The sequence below is a fragment of the Bacillus sp. FSL K6-2431 genome (genome assembly GCF_038005165.1).
In the GTDB taxonomy this organism is placed as follows: Bacteria; Bacillota; Bacilli; order Bacillales; family Bacillaceae; genus Bacillus; species Bacillus pumilus.
The window spans coordinates 1,620,905-1,642,293 of record NZ_JBBOSQ010000001.1; the positions used below are offsets into that span (position 1 = coordinate 1,620,905).

Genomic DNA, 21,389 nt, shown 5'->3' on the forward strand with positions numbered 1-21,389 from the left:
TTATTATAGCAGACGTGGAGATGCGGTTCTAATGACGGATTATTTCTTCAATCGTGTGATGATTTCGTTTGTGACTTCTTGCGTTTGATAGGCGCCACCGATGTCTGCCGTTAAAAAGCCATCTGCTGTGACTGATTCGATGGTTTCGAGCAGATGTGTGCCCAGTTCTTCCTCTCCGAAATGATCCAGCATGAGTTTAGCGGTCCAGATTTGACCGATTGGGTTGGCGATTCCTTTTCCCGCAATGTCTGGAGCTGATCCGTGTACAGGCTCAAACATGGATGGGTATTTACCATTTACATTAATGTTGGCGGCAGGCGCTACGCCAATACTTCCCATAATGGCTGCCCCAAGGTCTGTCAAAATATCACCAAACAAATTACTGGCAACAATCACATCGAATTTTTCTGGTCTTGTTACAAAGAAGGCTGAGAGCGCGTCAATGTGCTGTGAGTCTGCTGTCACCTCTGGATAATTCTTTGCTACGTCTTGAAACACTTCATCCCAAAAAGGCATGGTATGAACGATCCCATTCGATTTGGTTGCACTCGTCACATGCTTTCGTCTTTTTTCTGCTAATTGAAAGGCAAAACGCATCGCACGCTCTGTCCCTTTTCTTGAGAACACTGCATTTTGAACAGCAAGCTGATCTTCCCCTTGATACATACGGCCTCCAATTTCACTATATTCACCTTCACCGTTTTCTCTGACAACTAGAAGATCGAAATCCTTTGGCTGAGCAAGCGGTGAGCGAATGCCGCTAAGCTGTTTTGCAGGTCTGATGTTTATCACCTGTTCAAATTCCCGCCTAATCTTAATAAGCAGTCCCCAAAGTGATACGTGATCCGGCACTAAATTGGCATCTCCGACAGCCCCTAAGAAAATGCTGTCAAAGGCTTTCAATTGATGTAATCCATCCTTTGGCATCATCTCGCCATGCTCTAAATAATATTCACAGCTCCACGGAAAATCCTGAAAGGTAAAAGACAGACCGCCATGCACTTCTGATACCGCTTTCAATACTCGTATGGCTTCAGGTACAACTTCCTTCCCAACCCCGTCACCTGGTATCGCCGCAATTGAAACATGCTTCATTTATTTCTCCCCCTTTATTGTCGGTCGACCGTCGACCGTTTAAGTTTGAGTTTACTAGAGAGTGCATGTTCTTTCAATGGATAAAGGCGCTTTTTGATCAAAGCGCCTGTTTATCCTGCAAAAGCATCGAGGGTTTCTCCTTCTTCCTCTTCGTACCTTTTTTATCTGAAAGCAGCAGTCCGCCTAAGGTCAGTGCCGTTCCAAGTACAGACATGAGGGTCAATCTCTCATGAAGAACGATCATTGAAATGACCATCGTAATAATAGGAACGCCATAAATATACACACTCGCTTTCACCACACCGAGCGTTTTCACTGAAAAACTCCATGTGAGAAAACAAATAGCAGATGCGAACAGGCCTAAAAACAATAAGTGAAAGGCAAACGACGGGTTCGTCAATCGCTCCCAGTCTATACGAATTTTAAAGTGCCAGATCAGGGGAAGCATCCAGAGTAAGCCGTAAAAAAAGACACGTCTCGTCACTTGAATGATATGGTATCCATATTGATTGATGATTTTCGATAAAATAGAATAGAAGGCCCAGACAATGGTCGCCGTTAATGCTAGCGCATCACCGATTGGATTCAATTGGAACGTCGTCATTCCATTAAAGCTAATCAGGACAATTCCTGTCATCGCGATGAAAAAGCCTATGAAAAACCGGCGATGCAAAGGCTCATCTTTCAATAAAAAATAAGCCAATAAAAATGAGAAGAATGGTACAACTGAGCTGAAGACACCTGCATTCGAAGCAAACGTATAGGTGAGTGCGACATTTTCTAAAAAATAGTATAAGACCACACCACATAACCCTGCGAGCGCAAACATCGCTTCATGCTTTTTACGCTGCACCTTCATAGTGACCGGATAGATCATCATCAGAGCGAGATATCCAATAAAAAAGCGAAAAAATAATATTTCTGTTGGAGAAAAAGCCGTTAACAATATTTTGGTTGAGATAAAGGTTGATCCCCATAGAAAAATGGTGAACATGGCCGCTAGATGACCAAGAAGCTGTTTATTTTTCATCTGCTGTTACCTGCTTTGTGAAAATTTGCTGATATTGCCCTGGTGTGAGCCCAATAAATTCTGAAAAGAAATGACTCAAATGACTTTGATCAGAAAAACCGGTGGAGACTGCCGCATCTACAGGCTTCACTCCTTTGGCGAGAAGCTCCTTCGCATAATTCACTCTCACTGTTTGTAAATAACGATACGGCGTGATCCCTCTGTACTTTGTAAAAGCGCGCAGAAGTGAGTATTTATTCATGGAGACAAGCTCTCCTAAGTCGTCTAACGATATATTTTCCGTAAGGTGTGTTTCAATATATTGCTGTACGTCTTGGACTTTTTGTTCGGCGGCATGTACTACTGACGCTTTTTCCTCTGATGTATCAGCGTAGGCTTCAATCAGCTGCTTCATAAAGAAATAGAACGTTTCCTGTTTATTCAAAGCTGGGGCTTCTTCTGTCATCATTTGATGAAGATCATATAACGGCTTTGTCAGTTCACTTTGTGAAAACACAGGAGCTTTAAAATGCGGCTTGTGCTGAAACATCTTCTCTATCACATCTGCTTCAATATTTAAACAACGATAATCTAGTGTACTCTGATCAATCTGCTCGCATGCATGATTGTCATATGGATTGAAAAGAAGAATGTCTCCCTTTTCAATGATGTATTCTTTATTTTGGCAGATCAAACGTCTTTGACCATCCTCAATAAATCCAATCACATAGTATGTATGAAAATGATTCGGGAACTTTTGCATGATGCCATGAAAGCGATACGCCTCTATTTGCAAGTCCTGATCAAAATGTACCGTTCGTTCCTCTTGTGTTTTCATGTCGATCCCCTCTTTCACTGAACTGATCATCAGTGTAGCACACCCTTTTTCTTTTGAATTGTACGATATTGACTTTTCCGATGCAGGCTTGCCTAGAGGGAAAAACTTGGATAACATGAGACAAAAGATGATGTGTAAATGAGGGAATGACAGGATGAATTCATTCGAGATGGAAAGACCAGCACCATACCATATGCAATTTTATGAACAGCTGAAGCATATGATATTTGATGGACAGTTTCAGCCGGGGGAACGCATCAATGAGACACAGCTTGCCAAACAATTTGGTGTAAGCCGATCACCAGTGAGAGAGGCAATGAGACTTTTAGAAAAAGATGAGCTCTTGATCGCTGATCATCGGTCGGGCTACTCTGTCTATACGTTAACGGAAAAAGATGTCGAGGAGCTTTATCAAATTCGGATCGCCCTAGAAACGCTTGCTGTTGAGCTTGCATGCAAGGAAGCCGCGCAAAGAGAGCTGGAGGAAATTGGGCATGTCCTCACGCAGGCAGACGAAGCAATCAAACAGCAGCTGCCATCTAAAGACATCGTCCAGTTACATGAAGCCTTTCATCAAAAAATCATTCTAGCGAGTCACAATCACCGCTTATGTAAACAATTGAATCATGTGAATGCACTCATTCATTTTTGCCGCGTCTTTCATTTTAGCGGCGGGGCGCGTGCTGAGACGATTCAAACAGAGCATGCTGCCATTTATTCTGAAATGAAAGAGCGCCGCTCCACAGAAGCCGTTCAAGCGATGACGAATCATTTGTTACATGATGTGATGCACTTAAAGCAAGTACTCTCTGAAACAAACACGGATTAAGTGATTTTTCCTTTTTCCCATTTTTTAAGCATTACATGAACATATTTTGAATTTTTCGTAGATTTTAGCATGTCCAGACAATCTTTCGTTTATATTAGAAGATGAGAAACTAGGTTTTATACAGGAGGATTTGTCTATGCATACAAGTATTAGCCGTCTTCGAAAGGCGGGTTTTATTGAGGGTATGTCTCTTTTAACCCTTCTTTTAATTGCCATGCCTCTGAAATATTTTGCGGATATTCCGATGGCAGTCACCATTGTAGGCTCTCTTCATGGCGCATTGTTTGTCATCTATATGCTTATTTTGGCATATGTGACCTTTAAAGTTCGCTGGCATTTGAAATGGTCGATCGCTGGTTTTTTTGCGGCGTTCATTCCTTTCGGCAACTTCGCCTATGATAAGGTGCTCCGCCAGTATGATACAAAAGCTTAATCAAAAAGGGCTAAAACGAAATTCGTTTTAGCCCTTTTTCTACACGCTGAAGTATTTTTTAAATCGATGCATATTTCACTATGGCTGCTTGACGCGTCATTTCGTGATATGCCACCCATAATTCATCACCCGGCAGTACGCTAGAGATTGGATCGATTGGCTGGTTCACTTCATACATCATGCCATCTCGCTCAATCTGAATGATCGCTAGCGGCTGGTTGCCGATGACACCAGCAAATGCGACATGGGTCACTTTTGCACTTCCTTGTTTCTCTTGCATGAGACTGATTTCTTTATCCAGCTCTTCTTGTTTTGTCTGCATCGTGATTTGAGTTCCTGGCGCGACCTCCATATGATCAGGGATGAATTGACTGACCGTTTTTGTGATGGACTGATCTCCGCTAGAAACCGTCACATCTAGCATGATCGGCTTCTGACCATGAATCGTGACTGGATAATGCTTCACCCGCTGGATGGTTCCTGTTAATGTCACATCTTTCCCCGATCGATTCCGCACTTCATGGCCATAGGCTGCCATTTTCAACTGACCGCTAATGTCGACGAGGTCGGCTTTTTCTCCTGTTCTAAATTCAAAACCAGCGGCTTGAATCATCGGAATGGTATACCTTTTCTGATCTGCTTCAAATGTAAGCGATAAGACCGTGCCTCGTCCTACGGTTCCATATGATTCTATATTTCTTAAAACAGCGCCTTTGATGAACTTTGGCTCACTCGTCTGTGAGAAGTCCCCCTCTTTTAAGAGCATCGCCTTTTTCTTCTTCGGATTGTAGAGAATGGCGATACGCTGACCCGGCTGCGGTATTTGGGTGTAGGATACAACCGTTTTAGCTGCCTTCTCGATATTTTCCCCATCATATTGAAATTGCAGCTGCATTTTGACAAGCGGCTGTTCGTTGATGTAGGTACCCGTTTCTTTGACAGATACAATATTGGCTTCTAATGTGACACTGTCTTTCATCTTGTTCTTTCTCACCAGTCTCAAAATCGGCGGCAGGAAGATGGCTAGCACAAATAACAGCAGTGGAATAAACAGCCATATCGCCCAGTTAAGAATGAGCGGTCCGCCTTTCATGACATATTGCATAAAGGTGTCAACAGACGTTTGGTGAGCAGGACTGGCGTTTTCGATTGAGATCATTTTTTTCAAAGGAAATTCCTTTAGCTCTTTGCTCTTCGTCTCAAATGCACCCGTTAATTGATTGTCGATTGAATAATAGATCCAATCGCTTTTCACATTTTTATTGAAAGAGAGTCCTTCTCTTTGTAACGTTTCATATGAAAACGACTGCAAAAGCTTGCTGACGGACGTTGTCTTATTCGTGCGGTGGTTATAAATATAACCAGTCAGCTTGCCTTTTGCTTCGTCCTTTGCTGTAGAGCCTGCAAGAAGAACTTCTTCCTCATTAAGCTGGTAGATAAGGGTTTGATAAATCGGTTTTGGTGTTGGGACGACTTCCCCAAGCCTTCCCTCTGCATTCACTTTCCTTGGTCTTTTTGGATAGTTAGATTCGACAGCGACTGCAAAGTTTTGGGATGTTCCGATCGTTTTTTCCAGCTGCTGCTCCACTTTATCTTCAATGAGGCTAAACGGTTCAGCGTTTTTGGAGACATAGACCCCAAGCTGATTCTTATCGTTTGAGACTCCGCTGACATATGCCTTCTGGTCATTTTTCAAAGTCAATTCAAATATAGGAATAGGCGTCTGGCCTCTAAAGGAATTCATGACGACATCGATGGAGACTGGCCTTGCTGGCAGCTTTAGCTCGCTTAGATTGTGCACATGAAACTGACCATCCTTTAGCTCACCAAGGACTGCAGCGGCGCCTTCCATTTCTCCTGTAAACACAAGCCGTCCATTCCATTGATATGTATTCGTTTTTAAAAACGAGGGTATCTGTAGATTTTGCTTAACGAGCTCTTTCTTTTCTCCGCTTGGCGTTAGTTTCTCGATCAACAGCTGCCCGTCTTTATTTTTTAAAGCAAGTAAGAGATTGTTACCTTGAATGGATGGCAGCATTTCATTAAACGAATCGCTTGCTGTCGTCCATTCACTGATTCTTTTTCCTGATTGAGGATCATACATTTCAAAATGGAGCTGCTGGTCTTTTGATACAGCACTCACCACTCGTTTTCCTTCATCAAATGTAAATATTCGTTTGACGTCATATTCCGTCACTTTCCCTGCTGACAAATCATCTTGGTAATGGTTCCACACCAAGACACTAAGAATGATCGCTGGAATAAAGAAGACAATATATCTGAGGAAAATCACTGGTATTCTTTTCACTTGATCGCTTCCTTTCATGAGGTTCCTTTATCTTATACGTCAGTGCAACGAGAATGTTTCATGCTAGAAGAATACCATTCCAGCCTTTAAGTTCCATATTTTACAAACTTGGTAGTTTGCGATAAAATCCAATCAGATTCGAAAAAAGGATGTTATCACAATGAGTAAGCTATCATCGATCATTCTAGCGGCTTGGCTGCGTGTTCCCCGTTGGTTCAAGCAATGGGTGCTCGTATCCATTTCCATTTTCTTTTTTTATATGTGTTTTGTAAAGGGGCTGACTAGCTGGCATACCTTGCCGCCCATCACTTTACTATCATGTGTCATCGGTTCTTTCTTCATTTGGCTGTTATGGCTAAAAGGTCAAAAAAATAAGTGAAAGGGGGAAAATCATGAAAGAATCCATTAGTTATTTTGCTATCTCTTTTGTTCTGCAATTGGTTTGGTTTGGCATTGTGCACCCAAATAGAGGCGTGACACTCTTGGACATGTTCATTTTTTCTATTTTGTTTGCGGTGATGTTCTTTTTTATTCAGAAGATTTGGCGTTATCAGAAGAAAGGGCGAAGTGAGTGATCATGAAATGAACTCAATGAAAAAGGCTGCCAAATAGATGGCAGCCTTTTTCTTGCTTTTTTCATGCAAATAAATAATCAATGTGTGATCTCCGTTACGGAGTGTATGAATTAAGATTCGATCATATCAGTGTGTCATATGTGTTCCGAGTGAACCTACGTTTGAAAGTAAACGCCATGGAAGTTCTGGATAACAAGACAACGAAAGCCCTACCTCTCATTCGTCCTTACGGCTCCGAAGCCGTGCCAGTGTGAATTGTAAATCAAAACGTCTTTTTTCCACTCTTCCGCTTTTATAGGGGGCGGGTGCAGAAGGAAAAGAATAAGTTTGTTCGCTTTGACAGCGTCTCGTTCTTATCTAGTAGAAGCTCTATTGCTTCTCATTATGTCATAGAAAAAAGAAAGTTTACTTTCTTTATTTATTTGCTTATTTCAACACTTAATATAAAACTATAACACATCCCCCCATCTTACGCAAGTGTTAAAGTGATAATTCAGCTGGAGTACGGTTTCCTTCATTCATGTAACGAATAGATGTTGGATCAATCTTCAGAATCACTAGGTTCGGATCATCTTTTCCTTTAAACCATTTCTCCATCTCCTCAGACCAAAGGCGGTCGATCAGTTCTGGATCATCGGTTAATGTGGCGGTACCTGCGATTTCTGCATACGTGTCACCGAATCCTTCACCTGAATAACCAATGAGAATATGGACATTCGGGTTTTTTTCAATTTCGTCTGCTTTATGTGTTTCTTTGCTCGTTGGTGTATATAATGTCAGTCCCTCATGGAAAAAAGTCATGTAGCGGGTATGCGGCTTATCCTGTTCAACGGTCGCCAGTGTTCCGACCTTTTGTTCATCTAATAGATTGAGTACCTTTTGTTTTAATTCTTCTTGTGACATATCGTTTCACTCCTTCAAATTTCATCCGTACTCTTAGGTTTCCACGACAATCCATTCATTAAACAAAGAAATGTGTTTTTCATAAAAAGAGATCTTCTGGCTGATGCTATAGAAAACAGGCTCATTGAAGGGAGAAGTTGAACATGCATCATGAAACGATGTTCCATTTAAGTTCACTTGTCATTGCGGCAGTTGTTGTGGGCATTATCGTATGGTCTGTCTCATCTGTGCAGAAAAATCGCAAGAAATACTAAACACACCGCCCAATTAGGTGGGCGGTGCGCTATTGATCATGTATTCATAAAGGAACCGCCGTTGACGTGAAGTGTTTGTCCTGTCATATAAGACGATTCGTCAGAAGCAAGCAGCACATAGCAGCCGACATGCTCTACAGGCTGTCCTGGTCTTCCCATTGGGGTTTCTGCCCCGAAGCTTTCCACACGATCCTCATCAAATGTAGATGGAATGAGCGGCGTCCAAATTGGACCTGGCGCTACACCGTTCACCCGAATCCCATCCTTCACAAGCGACTGAGCCATAGAACGCGTAAAGCCATTGATGGCACCTTTTGTCGCCGTATAATCAATCAGCACTTTGTTGCCTCGATATGGGTTAATGGATGTTGTATTAATAATTGTACTTCCCGGTTTTAAGTAATCCAGTGCTTTCTTCGTAAAATAAAAATAGGAATAGAAGTTGGTTCTAAAGGTTTGGTGAAGCTGTTCACTAGATATATCCTGAATCCGTTCTTTCGGATGCTGTTCAGCCGCATTATTCACTAAAATATCTAATTGCCCAAAGGCTTCAACTGTTTTTTCTACCGCTTTCTCGCAAAAGGCTTCGTCACCGACATCTCCTGCAATCGTTAAACATTTGACGCCTTCCCGTTCTACGCGCTTTTGCGTATCCTTTGCATCCTCATGTTCATTTAAGTACACAATGGCGACGTGTGCCCCTTCTTTTGCATAGGCAACAGATACAGCACGTCCAATTCCACTATCTCCGCCTGTAATCAGTGCGACTTTCCCTTTGAGCTTGCCAGACCCTTGATATGATTCATCCTCAAAGATCGGCGCAGGATTCATTTCCCTTTCACTGCCTGGCTGCTGATCCTGTGTTTGGCGCGGAATGCCATTTGTTAAATATTCACGTAAATCCATGTGTAAGCTCCTCCTTGATTTGTTGATGTATCCTTTCATTACCACCTCACTTTTCCACTCAAACATCCCGGTGCGGCACAGATGCGTTTTGAAAAACGGCATGTTTCAAGATGGATAAAATCGGTTACTAGATCATTAAAAAGGAGCGTTCTCACATGCTGTCAACCATTTCGAAAACCTTTAGCAAACCAAAAGGCTGGCTCGGAAGCATTGCAGGTTTCATTATGGCAAATGAAAATAAAGCACTGAATCAGTGGGCGATCCAGCATTTAGATTTGTCAGATGGTGAAAACATTTTGGAAATCGGCTATGGACCCGGCTACAGCATCAAGCATATGCTTAAGCATTATGAAGGTCTCCATATAGATGGACTAGATGCTTCCTCGACCATGCAGGAGCAAGCACAGTCCCGCGTAAACAAACGGTCAATGGACAAACAAGTCCGGCTGTATGTAGGAAAAATCGAGAAAACACGTTTGCCGGGAGAGCAGTATGACAAAGTACTGTCTGTGAACAACTTTACGATTTGGGATGATCCAAAGACTGGCCTACTCAACCTTTATCACACGTTGAAACCCGGCGGAAAACTCGTCATTGTGATGCAGCCAAGAGAAAAAGGTGCTGATGCGAGCCGGACAAAAGAGATGGGTGAAAACATATTGAATGATTTACAGTTTGCGGGGTTTGACCATTTTTCTGTTGAGTATGAGGAAATTCGTCCAACGCTTGCTGTCTGTGTCACAGCCAAAAAGCCGAGAAGCGAATAAGCTCTCGGCTTTTTTCTTACCACTTTGCCTCTTTGACAAATTGATAGAACAGCTGATGCAATTTCTGTTCAATGTCTTCCTTTAACCCATGACCATAAAGCGTCATGCTTTCCTCACTTTCAATGATGGATGAACTGATCAGACTAAACATTTCTGACCCTTCCTTGCCTAGCTCTTGCGGCGCCAGCATCATGAGCATTCGTGACATCTGCTGCTGCCCGCCGTCCATGCTTTTGACCTCGTATGCCTGATCAAGATCATAAATATGAAAGATGGGTTCCTTGATGAACGTATGCTTTAAATGAAAAAGAGCAAATTCTGTACCAGGAATCCCTAAACCACCTTGCTGTTCACGTTCTAGTAAACCACTTGCTACCTCATCCGCATGTGTGATAAATCCTTCCTCTTCAAGCTGACGAAGCAGCTGACTGATTGTTGCCTCATGCTGCGGCATCGCCTTTCTATTGTCGATGGTGAAATGGGACAAGATGCTGCGAATCACAGACATGTAATTCGTCACCCGCTCTGCAACCGCCATCATATTAACGGATTCTTGTACCGCTTCTTTGGCAGCTTCTTTCATCCTTTTTTTCTCAATCATATAAGGGATCTTTCGTTTAATATGAGCCTTCACACGCATAGCATCATCCTCGTTTAAGAGCGGACTGACCATGATGTAATCGATATGCTCATATGGGATAGGGACGGTCGAGACAATCATGTCATAGCTTGATGCATCGATTTCTTTTAGTTCCATCAAGGAAGACAGATCGAATTCGGCGATCTCTGGCAATTCTTTTTTTAACCGAGATGCGAGCATTTTAGAGGAACCGATCCCGCTTGAGCACACGACCAATGCATGAATGTTCGTTTCTTCTTTTTTGATCTCAAGCACTGAGCCAAAGTGAAGCACAATAAAGGCGATTTCATCCTCTGGAAATTCGATCTCTGGAAAGAAACGTTCGACTCCTTCTTCAATCGCCATGAAAAGTAAAAAGTAGTCCTTTTTAATTTGTTGTGTAAGTGGATTGTAGATTCTCATCTTTTCCTTTAAACGGTTCATGGCAGGTTCAAGATGAGACACGAGTCCCTCATACAATGAATCATTCTCATTTAAATGATAGCCAGTTTTATTTGAAATAAAATCAATGAGCTTCTTCGTTCTAATCGCGATATCCAGCTCGATTTCATCAATACGGTATTCTGCCCCAAAGCTGCGGTTTGCACTGCGCAGATGGATCGTCATATATCCGACCTCTGCTTCAGGGATCTCGACATTAAACATGCGTTCAAGTGCTCTTGCGATTCGCAGAGATGATTCAAATTCTTTTGTGCGCTTTAGTTCAAGCAGCTCTTGCTCTTCCATTCGAATGGTTTCGCCAAGCTGAATCCGTTCAATGGCATAGGTTAAGTGAACGACAAGCGCAATATAGGCACTATCAGATAAAGAGAGTGACAGTCGATTTTTCAAATGAAAGAGAAGTCTTTCTACCTTGAGCAGCTGCCCTCTGCTGACAACGCCAAACACTTTTTCCGTCGCTTTCGTTCGTTGCTTGATATTCATTTCAATCGTTTCTAAAAATAATTGAATATCGAGCCGGTCGACAATGAGGTTGCCGACAATCTTTCGTTTTGCTTCCTCCGGTCCTTTTAATTCAATGCCATACCCGCGTTTTCGGATCAACTGCAAACCGTATGGCGCGATCCACTCCGTCAGTTCATCTAAGTCATAGCTGATCGTCGCATTTGTGACCTGCAAATCGGAAGCGAGTGTATATAATTTCACCGGTTCCTTTGCTTCAAGCAGCGCACATAATATTAAGAGCTTCCGTTCATCAGAGCTATATTCAATTTGATCCTCATTTGACATATGAGCAAGAAGCCGCTGTTTATCCTCCTGTTCACCGACTGCCTTCAAGCCTTTCCCCGGCTGTTTATCTAGTGAAAGGTCATAATTCTTTAATATGGGTTTAATCGATTTTAGTTCTCTATGAATCGTTCTTGTACTCACCTGAACAGAATCGGCTATCTCACGAATGGTGACATAACGATTTTGCTGAATGATGTATTTGATGATCTTCTGTTCTCGTGCCGTTATGTACATGAAATGCCTCCTTCTGCAAAAATAGGTCTATTGTCGTACCCTAATATAAAACGCTTTCAACAGAAGATGCAATCTTAAGTTGATCTGACTTTGGCACATCAGCTGTGACAAAATTAAATACAACGTCTGATCATACATTTCTCCAAAATGACGGTCCATAATCCTTTTGATGAAATTGAACCTTTTGTTCATGAAAAGGCAGTGAACCCCCAGCTATTAAAGAATACGTCGGATTGTATATTGGAGAGCCAAAGCAATAATCCATCGTTCCTTCTTCCGGGCGGAAGATGACGGTTCGCATTGTTCCAAACAGCTCCTCATAATTGTGCACAGCTAGACCATTAGGATATTCTGTCTGAAACAGCTTAGCAAGAGAATCACTTGTTTGTTGTTCTTTTAAAGCCTCTACTAACATGTCATATCTGACAACAGAATGATGTTTCGTCATTCCTTTTGCCGTTTGATCAGCAAGCGGATGATTTGTGGCTGCAATATAACCTTCCTCCGGTCTTCTCACCATTTTACGGCCATCAATGATTTCAATCACAGCCGCTTCTTCTTTTCGATCGGCAAGCATGAGGTGGACATTTGAGGCAACGGGCATTTCCTGAATAGAGCGAATGGCTTCCTCAACCGTTCTACAGTTTTCCAGAACAGATCGAATCACATGATACACTTGCAAGCCGGCAACTGCTGGAGGCTTTAAACCGGGTTCATTTCCAACCGGCGGACCACATGCAGAGAATGTGACAGAAAGACCATGCTCATTCATCCCATCAGATCTGCCAAACAAAAGCAGCGACGAGCCTGTATGATATGCCAAGCCCTTCACATGTGTCGTCACAAGACGCATATCATCAAATATCGGAGAGAAATCATAGTTACGCAGCATGACCGTTTGTTGACCTGTCTCCATATTTCCCTGCCTCACGCAGTGGGAACAGCCTGGCTGTAGATGAGATGAATAGAAAAAGGTCAAATAGCGCTCATCTAATTGCAGTTCATCACAAAATCCAGCAATCTCTTCTTCTAACTGAGGAAGATAAGGGCGCATCAGCTGCTTCGTTTCTTTCACAGCCTCTTTTGCAAGCGGTTCTGTTCGAATGTATTGTGTCTGTAGCCATTGCTTTTTCTTCATCCAGACAGCCTGCTGTTTTCCAACTTCATAAGCGGTTCCTGTCATTTCTTGAAAATATGCTCTGATTTCCTCCATGCCTGCACACCTCTTTCGCTTTCGTTTCTTTTATCATATCGAAACCCTCCTTCATTTAAAAGGATGAAAAAAACTGCAATCCCAATGGATTACAGCTGTTTACAGGATTGTTGAAACAATGCTTTTGCCATTGCTTCATATCCTTTATGGTTCGGATGAAATTGATCAATCGATAAGTACTCATTTTCATGTCCTTCAAACGCCCGGTACACATCCACAACCTCTACATGCGGATTTGCAGCAAGCGAGCGAAGCTGATGATTGTATTGCTGAAGCCACCGCCCGGCTATAGGTATTTGCGGAAAAGGATTATATAAATTCATGAGATACACGCAATAGGGCTGCTTCTGCCCTCTTTTGATCTGAGCGATTTCTTGAATCATTTTGCTGAAATTCGCTTGGCAATGCAGCGTCGCTTGCAGCAATTTCTTTTCATCTTCACCCTTTTCATACTGCTGAATCGCTTGAACAAGGTCATTCCCACAGCCTGTGATGGTGATGATGTCAGCTGCTGCAATAGCACGCCTCACATCAGATCGTTTGAACAGCTGTAAAATCTGATCTGTTGTTAACCCTGACTTTGCAAATACAGACAGCTCGACTGGCGTATGTGTCTTTTTTTCAAGCATCCACTGATACCGCTCTGCGAAGCCTCCACCAAATAAACGTGCCCCCACTCCAACTGTTAAGGAATCTCCAATCGCAACATAGGATCGTCCCACTCTTATCCCTCACTCTCTCCTGCCTTCTCTTATATATACGAAATCGGAGAACAGATGCTTGTAGCAGATGACTTAGAGACATTCATCTTTTTTTCATGAGATGTCTTTACAAACTCTTTACTTGCGAGATCGACTGATTTTTTGTTCAATAAGAATAGGTTGAGATCATGAAATTTGCACCTGCATGCGTTCCAGAAAAATTGACAAACTTTTTATCTTGATTTCGAGACTTTATACCTTGACTTCAAACTACATTGTGATTACAATAAAAATATCAGTTTTTATGTAACTGTGCTTGTTACATCTTTTTCGTAGCATTCCACTATGATTAAAGATGCCACATATTCAGTGTATCTTTGGGATACGCTAAAAAAATCACTGAAACAGAAAGGATTGAATGAACATGGCAAAAGTTTTATACATCACTGCACATCCGCATGATGAAACAGTTTCTTACAGTATGGCTACTGCTAAAGCATTTATCGAATCTTATAAGGAAGCAAATCCAAGTGACGAGGTTGTACATATCGATTTGTACAAAGAAAACATCCCTCACATTGATGCAGATGTATTCGCTGGCTGGGGCAAGCTGCAATCAGGTGCTGGTTTCGATACACTTTCAGCTGAAGAGCAAGCGAAGGTTGCACGCCTAAACGAATTAAGCGATCAATTCGTTTCTGCTGACAAATATGTATTTGTTTCACCACTTTGGAACTTCTCATTCCCACCAGTTCTTAAAGCATACATCGACTCTGTTGCTGTAGCTGGTAAAACATTCAAATACACAGAGCAAGGTCCTGTTGGATTATTAACAGACAAAAAAGCTCTACACATCCAAGCACGTGGCGGATACTACACTGAAGGTCCTGCTGCTGAACTTGAAGCAGGCCACCGTTACCTTGGTACAATTGCGAGCTTCTTCGGAATTCCTTCTTTCGAAGGTCTTATCGTTGAAGGTCACAATGCTGAACCTGCAAAAGCAGAGCAAATTAAAGCAGATGCAATCGAACGTGCAAAAGCTTTAGGTAAAACTTTCTAATAAACTGAACGCGAAAAGCCAATGATCTTAACGGTCATTGGCTTTTTATTTATCTAGATGAAAGCCTAATTCTCTGGAGATACCGCTCGCGGCTTTTTTGACTTGTTCAATTAAGTATGGAAGACGTTCCTTTTGATAACCCGCTTCAAACCCAGCAATGCTAATTCCTGCTGCGACTTCCCCAAGGTGATTGAATATAGGTGCTCCAACCGCAGCTGTATAGTTTTCAAGCTCCGAATAACTTAACGTATACCCCCGCTCATTTGATTCTTCCAGTATGTTTCGAAGAACCTCTTTATCTGTAATGGTTCCGATTCCGATTTTCCCTAGCTCAATCGAATCGATATAGGCAAGTCTCTCGTTCTCTGGCAAAAAGGAGAGAATACTTCTCGCACAAGCACCCGCATATAAAGGAGAGCGCCTGCCGACGGCGGTGTAGAGACGAACAGGCTGCGTCCCTTCAATTTTATCCACGTAAATGGCTTCGTCTCCTTCACGAACGATGAGCTGTACAGCTTCTCCCACTTCATCCCGCAAGCCTTCCATAAATGGTCTCGCAATTCTCCGAATATCAAGGCGATCCGCCACAAGCTGACCGTATTCTAGAAACATCAGTCCTAACCGATAAGCACCTGAATCTTGCTTTTCTAATAACCCCATATCGGTTAAAGAGCTCGCCATGCGGTGCACAGACGTTTTCGGCATGCTGGAAAGCTCGATCATTTCATTTAACGTTAATTGGTCACGAGCGATAAACAACCGCAAAATCTCCATTGATTTTACGACGGTTTTATTTGTATTTTGCATGGCCATCCCCTTTTCTAAACGAATGCTTCCAGCTTGATTCTAGCAGCAAGCTCCTTCAGTTCTGCTTCTTGCTTAAATAGCGCCTGCTCTGCGTCCTGATGGTCGATTCGCTTAAAATACAAATTCGCCCCGGGCATCGCTTGTGCTATGAGCGGCAGATCGACCGTCGCAACTTCTCCAATACGCGGGTATCCGCCTGTTGTTTGCCGATCTGCCAGCAGAATAATCGGCTGACCGTCAGGAGGAATTTGAATAGAACCAAAGGCAACCGCCTCTGAAATCAATTCAAGCTTTTCTTTTAAATGAACCGGCTCCCCCTTCAAGCGGCAGCCCATGCGATCTGATTGAGGCGTGACCTGGTAAGGCTGTTCAAAAAAGGTGTGTTGAGATGTTTCTTGAAAAAAAGAAAGGTGTCTCCCTGGCAGCACCCGAATCACGGGCGATTTCCGCAGCGGCAAAAAATGTGTATGACTTACAGTCCAATCGGGTGCGCTGTACGCCGACTGCTTCAGATTGCTTTTGAGTCTATCAGACAATCGATCCGCTACGATTGAAGGCTTTCCAATGGACAGGACGTCTCCTTTTTCAAGCGGACGTCCGTTCAGTCCACCGATTCCTGCTCTCACATAGGTGCTTTTGCTCTCCATCACCGGCTCTACATCGAATCCGCCTGCCACAGCAAGGTAAGCGCGGCAGCCTCTTTTACAAGGTCCAAAGGTGATCGTGCTTCTTGCTCGAATAAAAAGCGGCTTCCATAAAGGGGCTGGCTCTCCATCGATGTCGATCTCCACATCAGCGCCAGTCACTGCAATAAGCGCATCCTTGTGACATGTCAACACAGGACCCGGCCCCATTAATGTGATTTCCAGTACGGCTTCGTTTTCCTCGTTGCCTGTGAGAATGTTGGCAATTCTAAGCGAGAGCGCATCCATGCCGCCGCTCGTTAAGACGCCATACTTTTGATAGCCTTTCCGCCCTTTATCTTGAATGGTTGTGAACATTCCTGGCTTGATGACATGAATACTCAACGTTCTGCCTCCTTCATGCTGAAAAATTCCTTTTCAGACATTTGGACAAATCTGACCTCGTCTCCTGCTCTCAATAGACTTGGGACTTTCTCGTCTGGTCGAAAGAGTGGCAGCGGTGTTTGTCCAATGAGCTGCCAGCCGCCAGGTGTGGAAATGGGGTAAACGCCGGTCTGCTTTCCCGCAATGCCGACAGATCCTTTTGGAATGGACATTCTCGGTGTTTCCCTGCGCGGGGCTGCGATCTTTTCAGACAGCCCGCCTAAAAACGGAAACCCTGGGGCAAATCCAATCATATAGACAAGATACGTCCCTGCGGTGTGAATACGCACGACTTCTTCTGGTGTTAAATGATTGATCCGGGCGACTTCTTCTAAATCAGGGCCCAGCTCTCCCCCGTAGCAGACCGGTATGTCAATGGTGCGGCGCTTAGCCTGAACCCTCTCCTGCCATTTCTCTTCAAGGAGTGTTTCAATATAGCTTTTCACCCATTCATAGGGGGACAAATCTTGTTGTTGAAGATGGACAGATTGATAAACGGTATAAGGCTCGTAGAAAACAGTCACGTTTGTAAAGGCTTGAACAGCTTCCACATATCCGGCAAATGGATGCTGTTCAATACAAGAAAACAGCTGCACAACACGCTCATGAATTTCTTCACATATGTCTGCTCCTGCTTGAATAACAATCGCTGCATCTCCTAACGGGTGGAAGGTGATAGAATTTTTTATTGTTGAAAATGCCACTTGAGGACCCCTCTCTTTCTAAAGCACACCAAGCTGTTGATCTCGTTGATCTGTGATGAACATATGCCCAGGTGCATGGGTAATCGCAATGTCTGGTTTTGTATGCATGACAATGGCTTGCGGCGTCACCCCACATGCCCAAAACACCGGGACCTCTCCTTCTTTGATCACAGATGGTTCTCCAAAGTCCGGCTGATCCACATTGTCAATTCCAATCATCGCTGGGTCACCTATATGAATGGGGCCACCATGAACTGACGGGAACCTAGACGTCACTTGTACACTTCTTGTGATCTGATGCGCCGGAATGGGTCTCATGCTGACGACCATCGGGCCATGAAATGCCCCCGCCCTTTCACAAGCGATATTCGTTTGATACATCGGAACGTTATGGCCGTTTTCAATATGGCGAACAGGGATATCATTCAGCATGAGCGCATGCTCAAACGTAAAACTGCAGCCGATGAGAAAGGCAACCATATCGTCCTCCCAATAAGCAGAGATATCTGACACCTCTTCTTGAAGAATCCCTTTTCGGTAAACACGGTATTTAGGAAAGTCCGTACGAATATCCGCTTGAGGTGCAGACCGTCTCGGCACTGGATCACCCGGCTCCAGCACATCAAGCAAGGGGCATGTAGCCGGATTGCGCTGACAAAACAACAGAAAATCAAAGGCAAGTTCCTTTTTGACGATCATTAAGTTGGCTTGAGCATATCCCTCTGCTAGGCCTGCCGTTGGCCCTGTGATTTCTTTTTTACGAATCAACTCTCTGATCTGTGAAGGCTCATATGTTTGATAGATATTCATTCGATTCAGCTCCATAGTTTTGGAATTTCATTGATGATGGTATATCCGCCCATCATTGCCATGATGACAACTACAAATGCGCCTGATACTGTCAAAAAGAATGGATGTCGATAATCCCCGACAATGTCTTTCTTATAAGCCGCTACCAGCAAGGTGCCAAGCGCGAGCGGTAAGATTAATGCATTGATTGCCCCAACTAATATCAATATGTTCACAGGTCTTCCGATCGTAATAAAACAAATGGTCGAGAGGGCAATAAAGCCGATGATAATGCCACGTTGATTTTGCTCAATTTTTGGCGAGAAGGTTTTAAAGAAGGAAACTGATGTATATGCTGCTCCAATGACGGACGTAATTGCCGCAGCCCACATAATAATGCCAAACATTTTATATCCGATATTTCCTGAAGCTAGTTGAAATACAGAGGCAGGCGGGTTAGATGGATCAATCTGCAAGCCTTTTGCGACAACTCCTAATGTAGCAAGAAAGAGTGCTACACGCATGATGGACGTAATGAGGACACCGAAAATAGAGCTTTTCGTCACTTGGGGCAATGCTTCCTTCCCCTTAATACCTGCATCCAGCAAGCGGTGTCCGCCAGCGAAGACGATATAGCCGCCTACTGTTCCGCCTACAAGTGTCACAATGGATAAAATATCAATTTTCTCTGGGACAAATGTTCTCACTGCCGCTTCTCCAACTGGCGGTGCTGTTGAAATCGCCACATACAGCATCAGACCAATCATGACAAAACCCGCTATCTGTGTGAAACGGTCCATCGCTTTTCCAGCCTCTTTGATCACAAAGATCAGAATAGCAATAGCAGCACTGACCCCTGCACCGATTCGCGGATCGACTCCGAAAATGACCTGAAAACCGAGACCAGCACCAGCGATATTTCCGATGTTAAAGGCAAGTCCCCCAATGACAATCAAAACGGCCAGGACATAGCCGAGACCCGGCAGAACCATATTTGCAATATCCTGCCCTCGTTTTTCTGACACAGCGATGATGCGCCATACATTCGTTTGCGCAAAAATATCTAACAAAATAGAGATGAGAATGACAAACCCAAAGCTAGCCGCCAGCTGCTGTGTAAAGACAGTCGTTTGTGTTAAAAATCCCGGTCCGATGGCGGACGTCGCCATTAAAAAGGCTGCGCCCATCAGCATAGACCGGTTCCCCTTTGGTGCCTTCGTGTGCTTGACTTCCTCTTTTTTCATGCTGTTTCCCCCTTTGATGACGATTTTTATTGAAAGGCTTTGAGATGAATGCTCGCTTCTTTTAGCTTTGATGTAATAGTTTTGGCAAATTGGAGCGCATGGATGCCGTCTCCGTGAATACAGACAGTATCCGCTTTAAGCGAAATGTCTTCCCCTTGAACGGTATGAACCTTCCCTTCTCTCACCATACGAACGACCTGCTGAACGGCCAGTTCATCGTCTTCAATGAGTGCGTGTGGTTCGCGGCGGGATGTCAGCGTCCCGTCTGATTGATAGGTCCGATCAGAAAATACTTCATGCGCCACTTGAAGACCCATTCTCTCACCTGCTATCGCAAGTTCACTGCCTGAAAGCCCGTATAATACAAGACTTGGATCGACATGATACACAGCCTTCGCAATCGATTCAGATAATTCAGTATTTTTAGCCGCCATGTTGTACAGGGCGCCGTGTGGCTTGACATGCTGCATCGTGCCGCCTTCTGCTTTGAGAAAGGCTGATAGAGCGCCAATTTGATAGACGACGAGATCATAGGCTTCCTCTGCTGAAATCGCCATTGGACGTCTGCCAAATCCGACTAAATCTTGCAGACCCGGATGCGCGCCAATTCGGACCCCTTTATCCAGTGCCATTCTGACGGTTTTTCTCATGACTGTTGGATCTCCTGCATGAAAACCACAAGCGATGTTGGCTGAGGTGACATATTCTAAAATTTGTTCATCCGAACCGATAGTATATTGACCAAAGCTTTCTCCCAAATCACAGTTGATATCTACTTGATACATAGGATCCCTCCTTGTTGTTCCGAATAACGGAACATAAAGTCCGAATATTCGAATTTGTATTGATTATATCAATTTTGGATAGATTGCACATGACATTGTCAGAAAACATAACAATAGAACTAGGACATAAAAAAGCGAGAGGATATCGCCTCTCGCTTTTTCATCATGTTCTTTATTTAGACAGCACCCAATGCTGGATGGCTTTTGCTACACCGTGTTCTGTGTTAGGAGCTGTAATCCAATCAGCGGCTTCTTTTACCACTTCTTGCGCATTTCCCATCGCAATGCCTAATCCGGCTTCTTGGATCATAGCCATATCATTTAGGCTGTCGCCAAGTGACATGACATTGTCCATCGTACAGCCAATGCGTTCTGCTACCTTTGCAAGAGCTGCCGCTTTGTTAATGCCAGCTGCGTTGACTTCGATATTGGTTGGACTTGAATTTGTGATTTCTAGATGCTCGTTTGTTTTCAATGTATTGAGTACTTCCTCTCGAACGTCATCATCATGAATATCAAAGCCAAATTTCAACCATTCATGGTCATGAATTCGTTCTGGGAATTCACCTCTCCACACCTTATCCACAGTGGAAGCCCAGTAATCGGTTTCGTACCTATTTTTTAGATCCCACATCATTTGGACATGATCAGGATGCAATAGATCTCGTTCGATCAGCTGGAAGTTTGAATCCCAGATTTCACTTCCGTTTGCTGTCACAAGGTAAGAGGACAGCTTGAGCGGCTCAACCAGCTCTCGGCATGTCATCAGCGTCCGCCCTGTGCTAATCACCACATGGACCCCTTTTGCTTCAGCATCTTTAATGGCTTGTTTATTTTCCTCTGGAATGACGTGTTCACTGTTTAACAGCGTGCCATCCATATCAATGGCAATCAATCGGATGTCTTTCTTATCAGCTTGAATGGACAAATTGAGTACCCCACTTTGTATCATTTTTTGTAACTATCTTTATTTTAATATAAAGAGGGAGATGGCACAA

Annotated in this window: 22 protein-coding genes; 6 read left to right on the forward strand and 16 right to left on the reverse strand. The window is 43.5% G+C overall.

What is annotated here, in order from left to right; genetic code table 11:
- Positions 1 to 39: 39 nt before the first annotated feature.
- The 3 genes from MHH40_RS08135 to MHH40_RS08145 form a co-directional block, all read right to left on the reverse strand.
- The gene (locus tag MHH40_RS08135) at positions 40 to 1,095 is read right to left on the reverse strand and encodes a tartrate dehydrogenase (protein ID WP_340900904.1); all 1,056 of its coding nucleotides are present in this window, start codon (positions 1,093 to 1,095) and stop codon (positions 40 to 42) included.
- Positions 1,096 to 1,192: 97 nt separating this feature from the next.
- A complete protein-coding gene (locus MHH40_RS08140; protein WP_340900906.1) occupies positions 1,193 to 2,125 on the reverse strand; it encodes a DMT family transporter in 933 nt (310 codons plus the stop codon).
- Positions 2,115 to 2,942, reverse strand: coding sequence for an AraC family transcriptional regulator (locus tag MHH40_RS08145; RefSeq protein ID WP_340900907.1), 828 nt, complete (start codon positions 2,940 to 2,942; stop codon positions 2,115 to 2,117). Before MHH40_RS08145 ends, MHH40_RS08140 begins: the two co-directional genes overlap by 11 nt.
- A gap of 154 nt (positions 2,943 to 3,096) precedes the next feature.
- Between MHH40_RS08145 and MHH40_RS08150 the strand changes: the two genes are divergently transcribed.
- Both MHH40_RS08150 and MHH40_RS08155 read left to right on the forward strand, forming a co-directional pair.
- A complete protein-coding gene (locus MHH40_RS08150; protein ID WP_340900909.1) occupies positions 3,097 to 3,771 on the forward strand; it encodes a GntR family transcriptional regulator in 675 nt (224 codons plus the stop codon).
- A 136-nt stretch (positions 3,772 to 3,907) separates the two neighbouring features.
- Positions 3,908 to 4,204 (forward strand): DUF3817 domain-containing protein, encoded by a 297-nt coding sequence (locus MHH40_RS08155; protein WP_003214125.1) that lies wholly within the window; start codon positions 3,908 to 3,910, stop codon positions 4,202 to 4,204.
- Positions 4,205 to 4,262: 58 nt separating this feature from the next.
- On the opposite strand, the gene MHH40_RS08160 is transcribed toward MHH40_RS08155, so the two are convergent.
- On the reverse strand, positions 4,263 to 6,512 hold the full coding sequence (locus MHH40_RS08160) for a hypothetical protein (RefSeq protein WP_340900911.1): 2,250 nt from the start codon (positions 6,510 to 6,512) through the stop codon (positions 4,263 to 4,265).
- Positions 6,513 to 6,672: 160 nt separating this feature from the next.
- Here MHH40_RS08160 and MHH40_RS08165 point away from each other — a divergent pair, with 160 nt between their 5' ends.
- Together MHH40_RS08165 and MHH40_RS08170 are read left to right on the forward strand one after the other, a co-directional pair.
- Positions 6,673 to 6,891: a hypothetical protein gene (locus MHH40_RS08165; protein WP_251191103.1), complete on the forward strand. Its 219-nt coding sequence runs from the start codon at positions 6,673 to 6,675 to the stop codon at positions 6,889 to 6,891.
- 13 nt (positions 6,892 to 6,904) lie between these two features.
- Positions 6,905 to 7,087 (forward strand): hypothetical protein, encoded by a 183-nt coding sequence (locus MHH40_RS08170; RefSeq protein WP_003214089.1) that lies wholly within the window; start codon positions 6,905 to 6,907, stop codon positions 7,085 to 7,087.
- Positions 7,088 to 7,567: 480 nt separating this feature from the next.
- Here the strand turns inward: MHH40_RS08170 and MHH40_RS08175 are convergent, their stop codons facing one another.
- Positions 7,568 to 7,990: a pyridoxamine 5'-phosphate oxidase family protein gene (locus MHH40_RS08175; protein WP_003213986.1), complete on the reverse strand. Its 423-nt coding sequence runs from the start codon at positions 7,988 to 7,990 to the stop codon at positions 7,568 to 7,570.
- A gap of 290 nt (positions 7,991 to 8,280) precedes the next feature.
- Entirely contained in the window at positions 8,281 to 9,150 is an 870-nt protein-coding gene (locus tag MHH40_RS08180) for an SDR family oxidoreductase (RefSeq protein ID WP_340900912.1), read from the reverse strand.
- Positions 9,151 to 9,305: 155 nt separating this feature from the next.
- Between MHH40_RS08180 and MHH40_RS08185 the strand changes: the two genes are divergently transcribed.
- Positions 9,306 to 9,917, forward strand: a complete 612-nt coding sequence (locus MHH40_RS08185) for a class I SAM-dependent methyltransferase (RefSeq protein WP_340900913.1) — start codon at positions 9,306 to 9,308, stop codon at positions 9,915 to 9,917.
- Between the two features lie 16 nt (positions 9,918 to 9,933).
- Here MHH40_RS08185 and MHH40_RS08190 read toward each other — a convergent pair whose 3' ends face one another.
- From MHH40_RS08190 to MHH40_RS08200, 3 genes are all read right to left on the reverse strand, one after another.
- A complete protein-coding gene (locus tag MHH40_RS08190; RefSeq protein WP_340900914.1) occupies positions 9,934 to 12,021 on the reverse strand; it encodes a BglG family transcription antiterminator in 2,088 nt (695 codons plus the stop codon).
- 130 nt (positions 12,022 to 12,151) lie between these two features.
- Positions 12,152 to 13,234, reverse strand: a complete 1,083-nt coding sequence (locus MHH40_RS08195) for a C45 family peptidase (RefSeq protein WP_340900915.1) — start codon at positions 13,232 to 13,234, stop codon at positions 12,152 to 12,154.
- An 89-nt stretch (positions 13,235 to 13,323) separates the two neighbouring features.
- Complete coding sequence (locus tag MHH40_RS08200; protein WP_003214300.1) at positions 13,324 to 13,956, reverse strand: GDSL-type esterase/lipase family protein; 633 nt, start codon at positions 13,954 to 13,956, stop codon at positions 13,324 to 13,326.
- A gap of 403 nt (positions 13,957 to 14,359) precedes the next feature.
- Between MHH40_RS08200 and MHH40_RS08205 the strand changes: the two genes are divergently transcribed.
- Complete coding sequence (locus tag MHH40_RS08205) at positions 14,360 to 14,995, forward strand: FMN-dependent NADH-azoreductase (RefSeq protein ID WP_003214444.1); 636 nt, start codon at positions 14,360 to 14,362, stop codon at positions 14,993 to 14,995.
- A gap of 45 nt (positions 14,996 to 15,040) precedes the next feature.
- Here MHH40_RS08205 and MHH40_RS08210 read toward each other — a convergent pair whose 3' ends face one another.
- The 7 genes from MHH40_RS08210 to MHH40_RS08240 all read right to left on the reverse strand — a co-directional run bounded on the left by MHH40_RS08210 (position 15,041) and on the right by MHH40_RS08240 (position 21,343).
- Entirely contained in the window at positions 15,041 to 15,802 is a 762-nt protein-coding gene (locus MHH40_RS08210; protein WP_050945516.1) for an IclR family transcriptional regulator, read from the reverse strand.
- 14 nt (positions 15,803 to 15,816) lie between these two features.
- Positions 15,817 to 16,830, reverse strand: a complete 1,014-nt coding sequence (locus MHH40_RS08215) for a 5-oxoprolinase subunit C family protein (RefSeq protein WP_268459650.1) — start codon at positions 16,828 to 16,830, stop codon at positions 15,817 to 15,819.
- A complete protein-coding gene (gene pxpB / locus MHH40_RS08220) occupies positions 16,827 to 17,573 on the reverse strand; it encodes a 5-oxoprolinase subunit PxpB (protein ID WP_268459648.1) in 747 nt (248 codons plus the stop codon). The genes MHH40_RS08215 and pxpB overlap by 4 nt, the downstream gene beginning before the upstream one ends.
- An 18-nt stretch (positions 17,574 to 17,591) precedes the next feature.
- Positions 17,592 to 18,383 carry a putative hydro-lyase gene (locus MHH40_RS08225; protein ID WP_268459646.1) on the reverse strand — a complete coding sequence of 264 codons (792 nt, stop codon included), beginning with the start codon at positions 18,381 to 18,383 and terminating at the stop codon, positions 17,592 to 17,594.
- A gap of 5 nt (positions 18,384 to 18,388) precedes the next feature.
- Positions 18,389 to 19,606, reverse strand: a complete 1,218-nt coding sequence (locus tag MHH40_RS08230) for an NRAMP family divalent metal transporter (RefSeq protein WP_050945512.1) — start codon at positions 19,604 to 19,606, stop codon at positions 18,389 to 18,391.
- Between the two features lie 26 nt (positions 19,607 to 19,632).
- Complete coding sequence (locus MHH40_RS08235; RefSeq protein ID WP_003214363.1) at positions 19,633 to 20,391, reverse strand: LamB/YcsF family protein; 759 nt, start codon at positions 20,389 to 20,391, stop codon at positions 19,633 to 19,635.
- 172 nt (positions 20,392 to 20,563) lie between these two features.
- The gene (locus MHH40_RS08240; RefSeq protein WP_372585407.1) at positions 20,564 to 21,343 is read right to left on the reverse strand and encodes a Cof-type HAD-IIB family hydrolase; all 780 of its coding nucleotides are present in this window, start codon (positions 21,341 to 21,343) and stop codon (positions 20,564 to 20,566) included.
- Between the last annotated feature and the right edge of the window lie 46 nt (positions 21,344 to 21,389).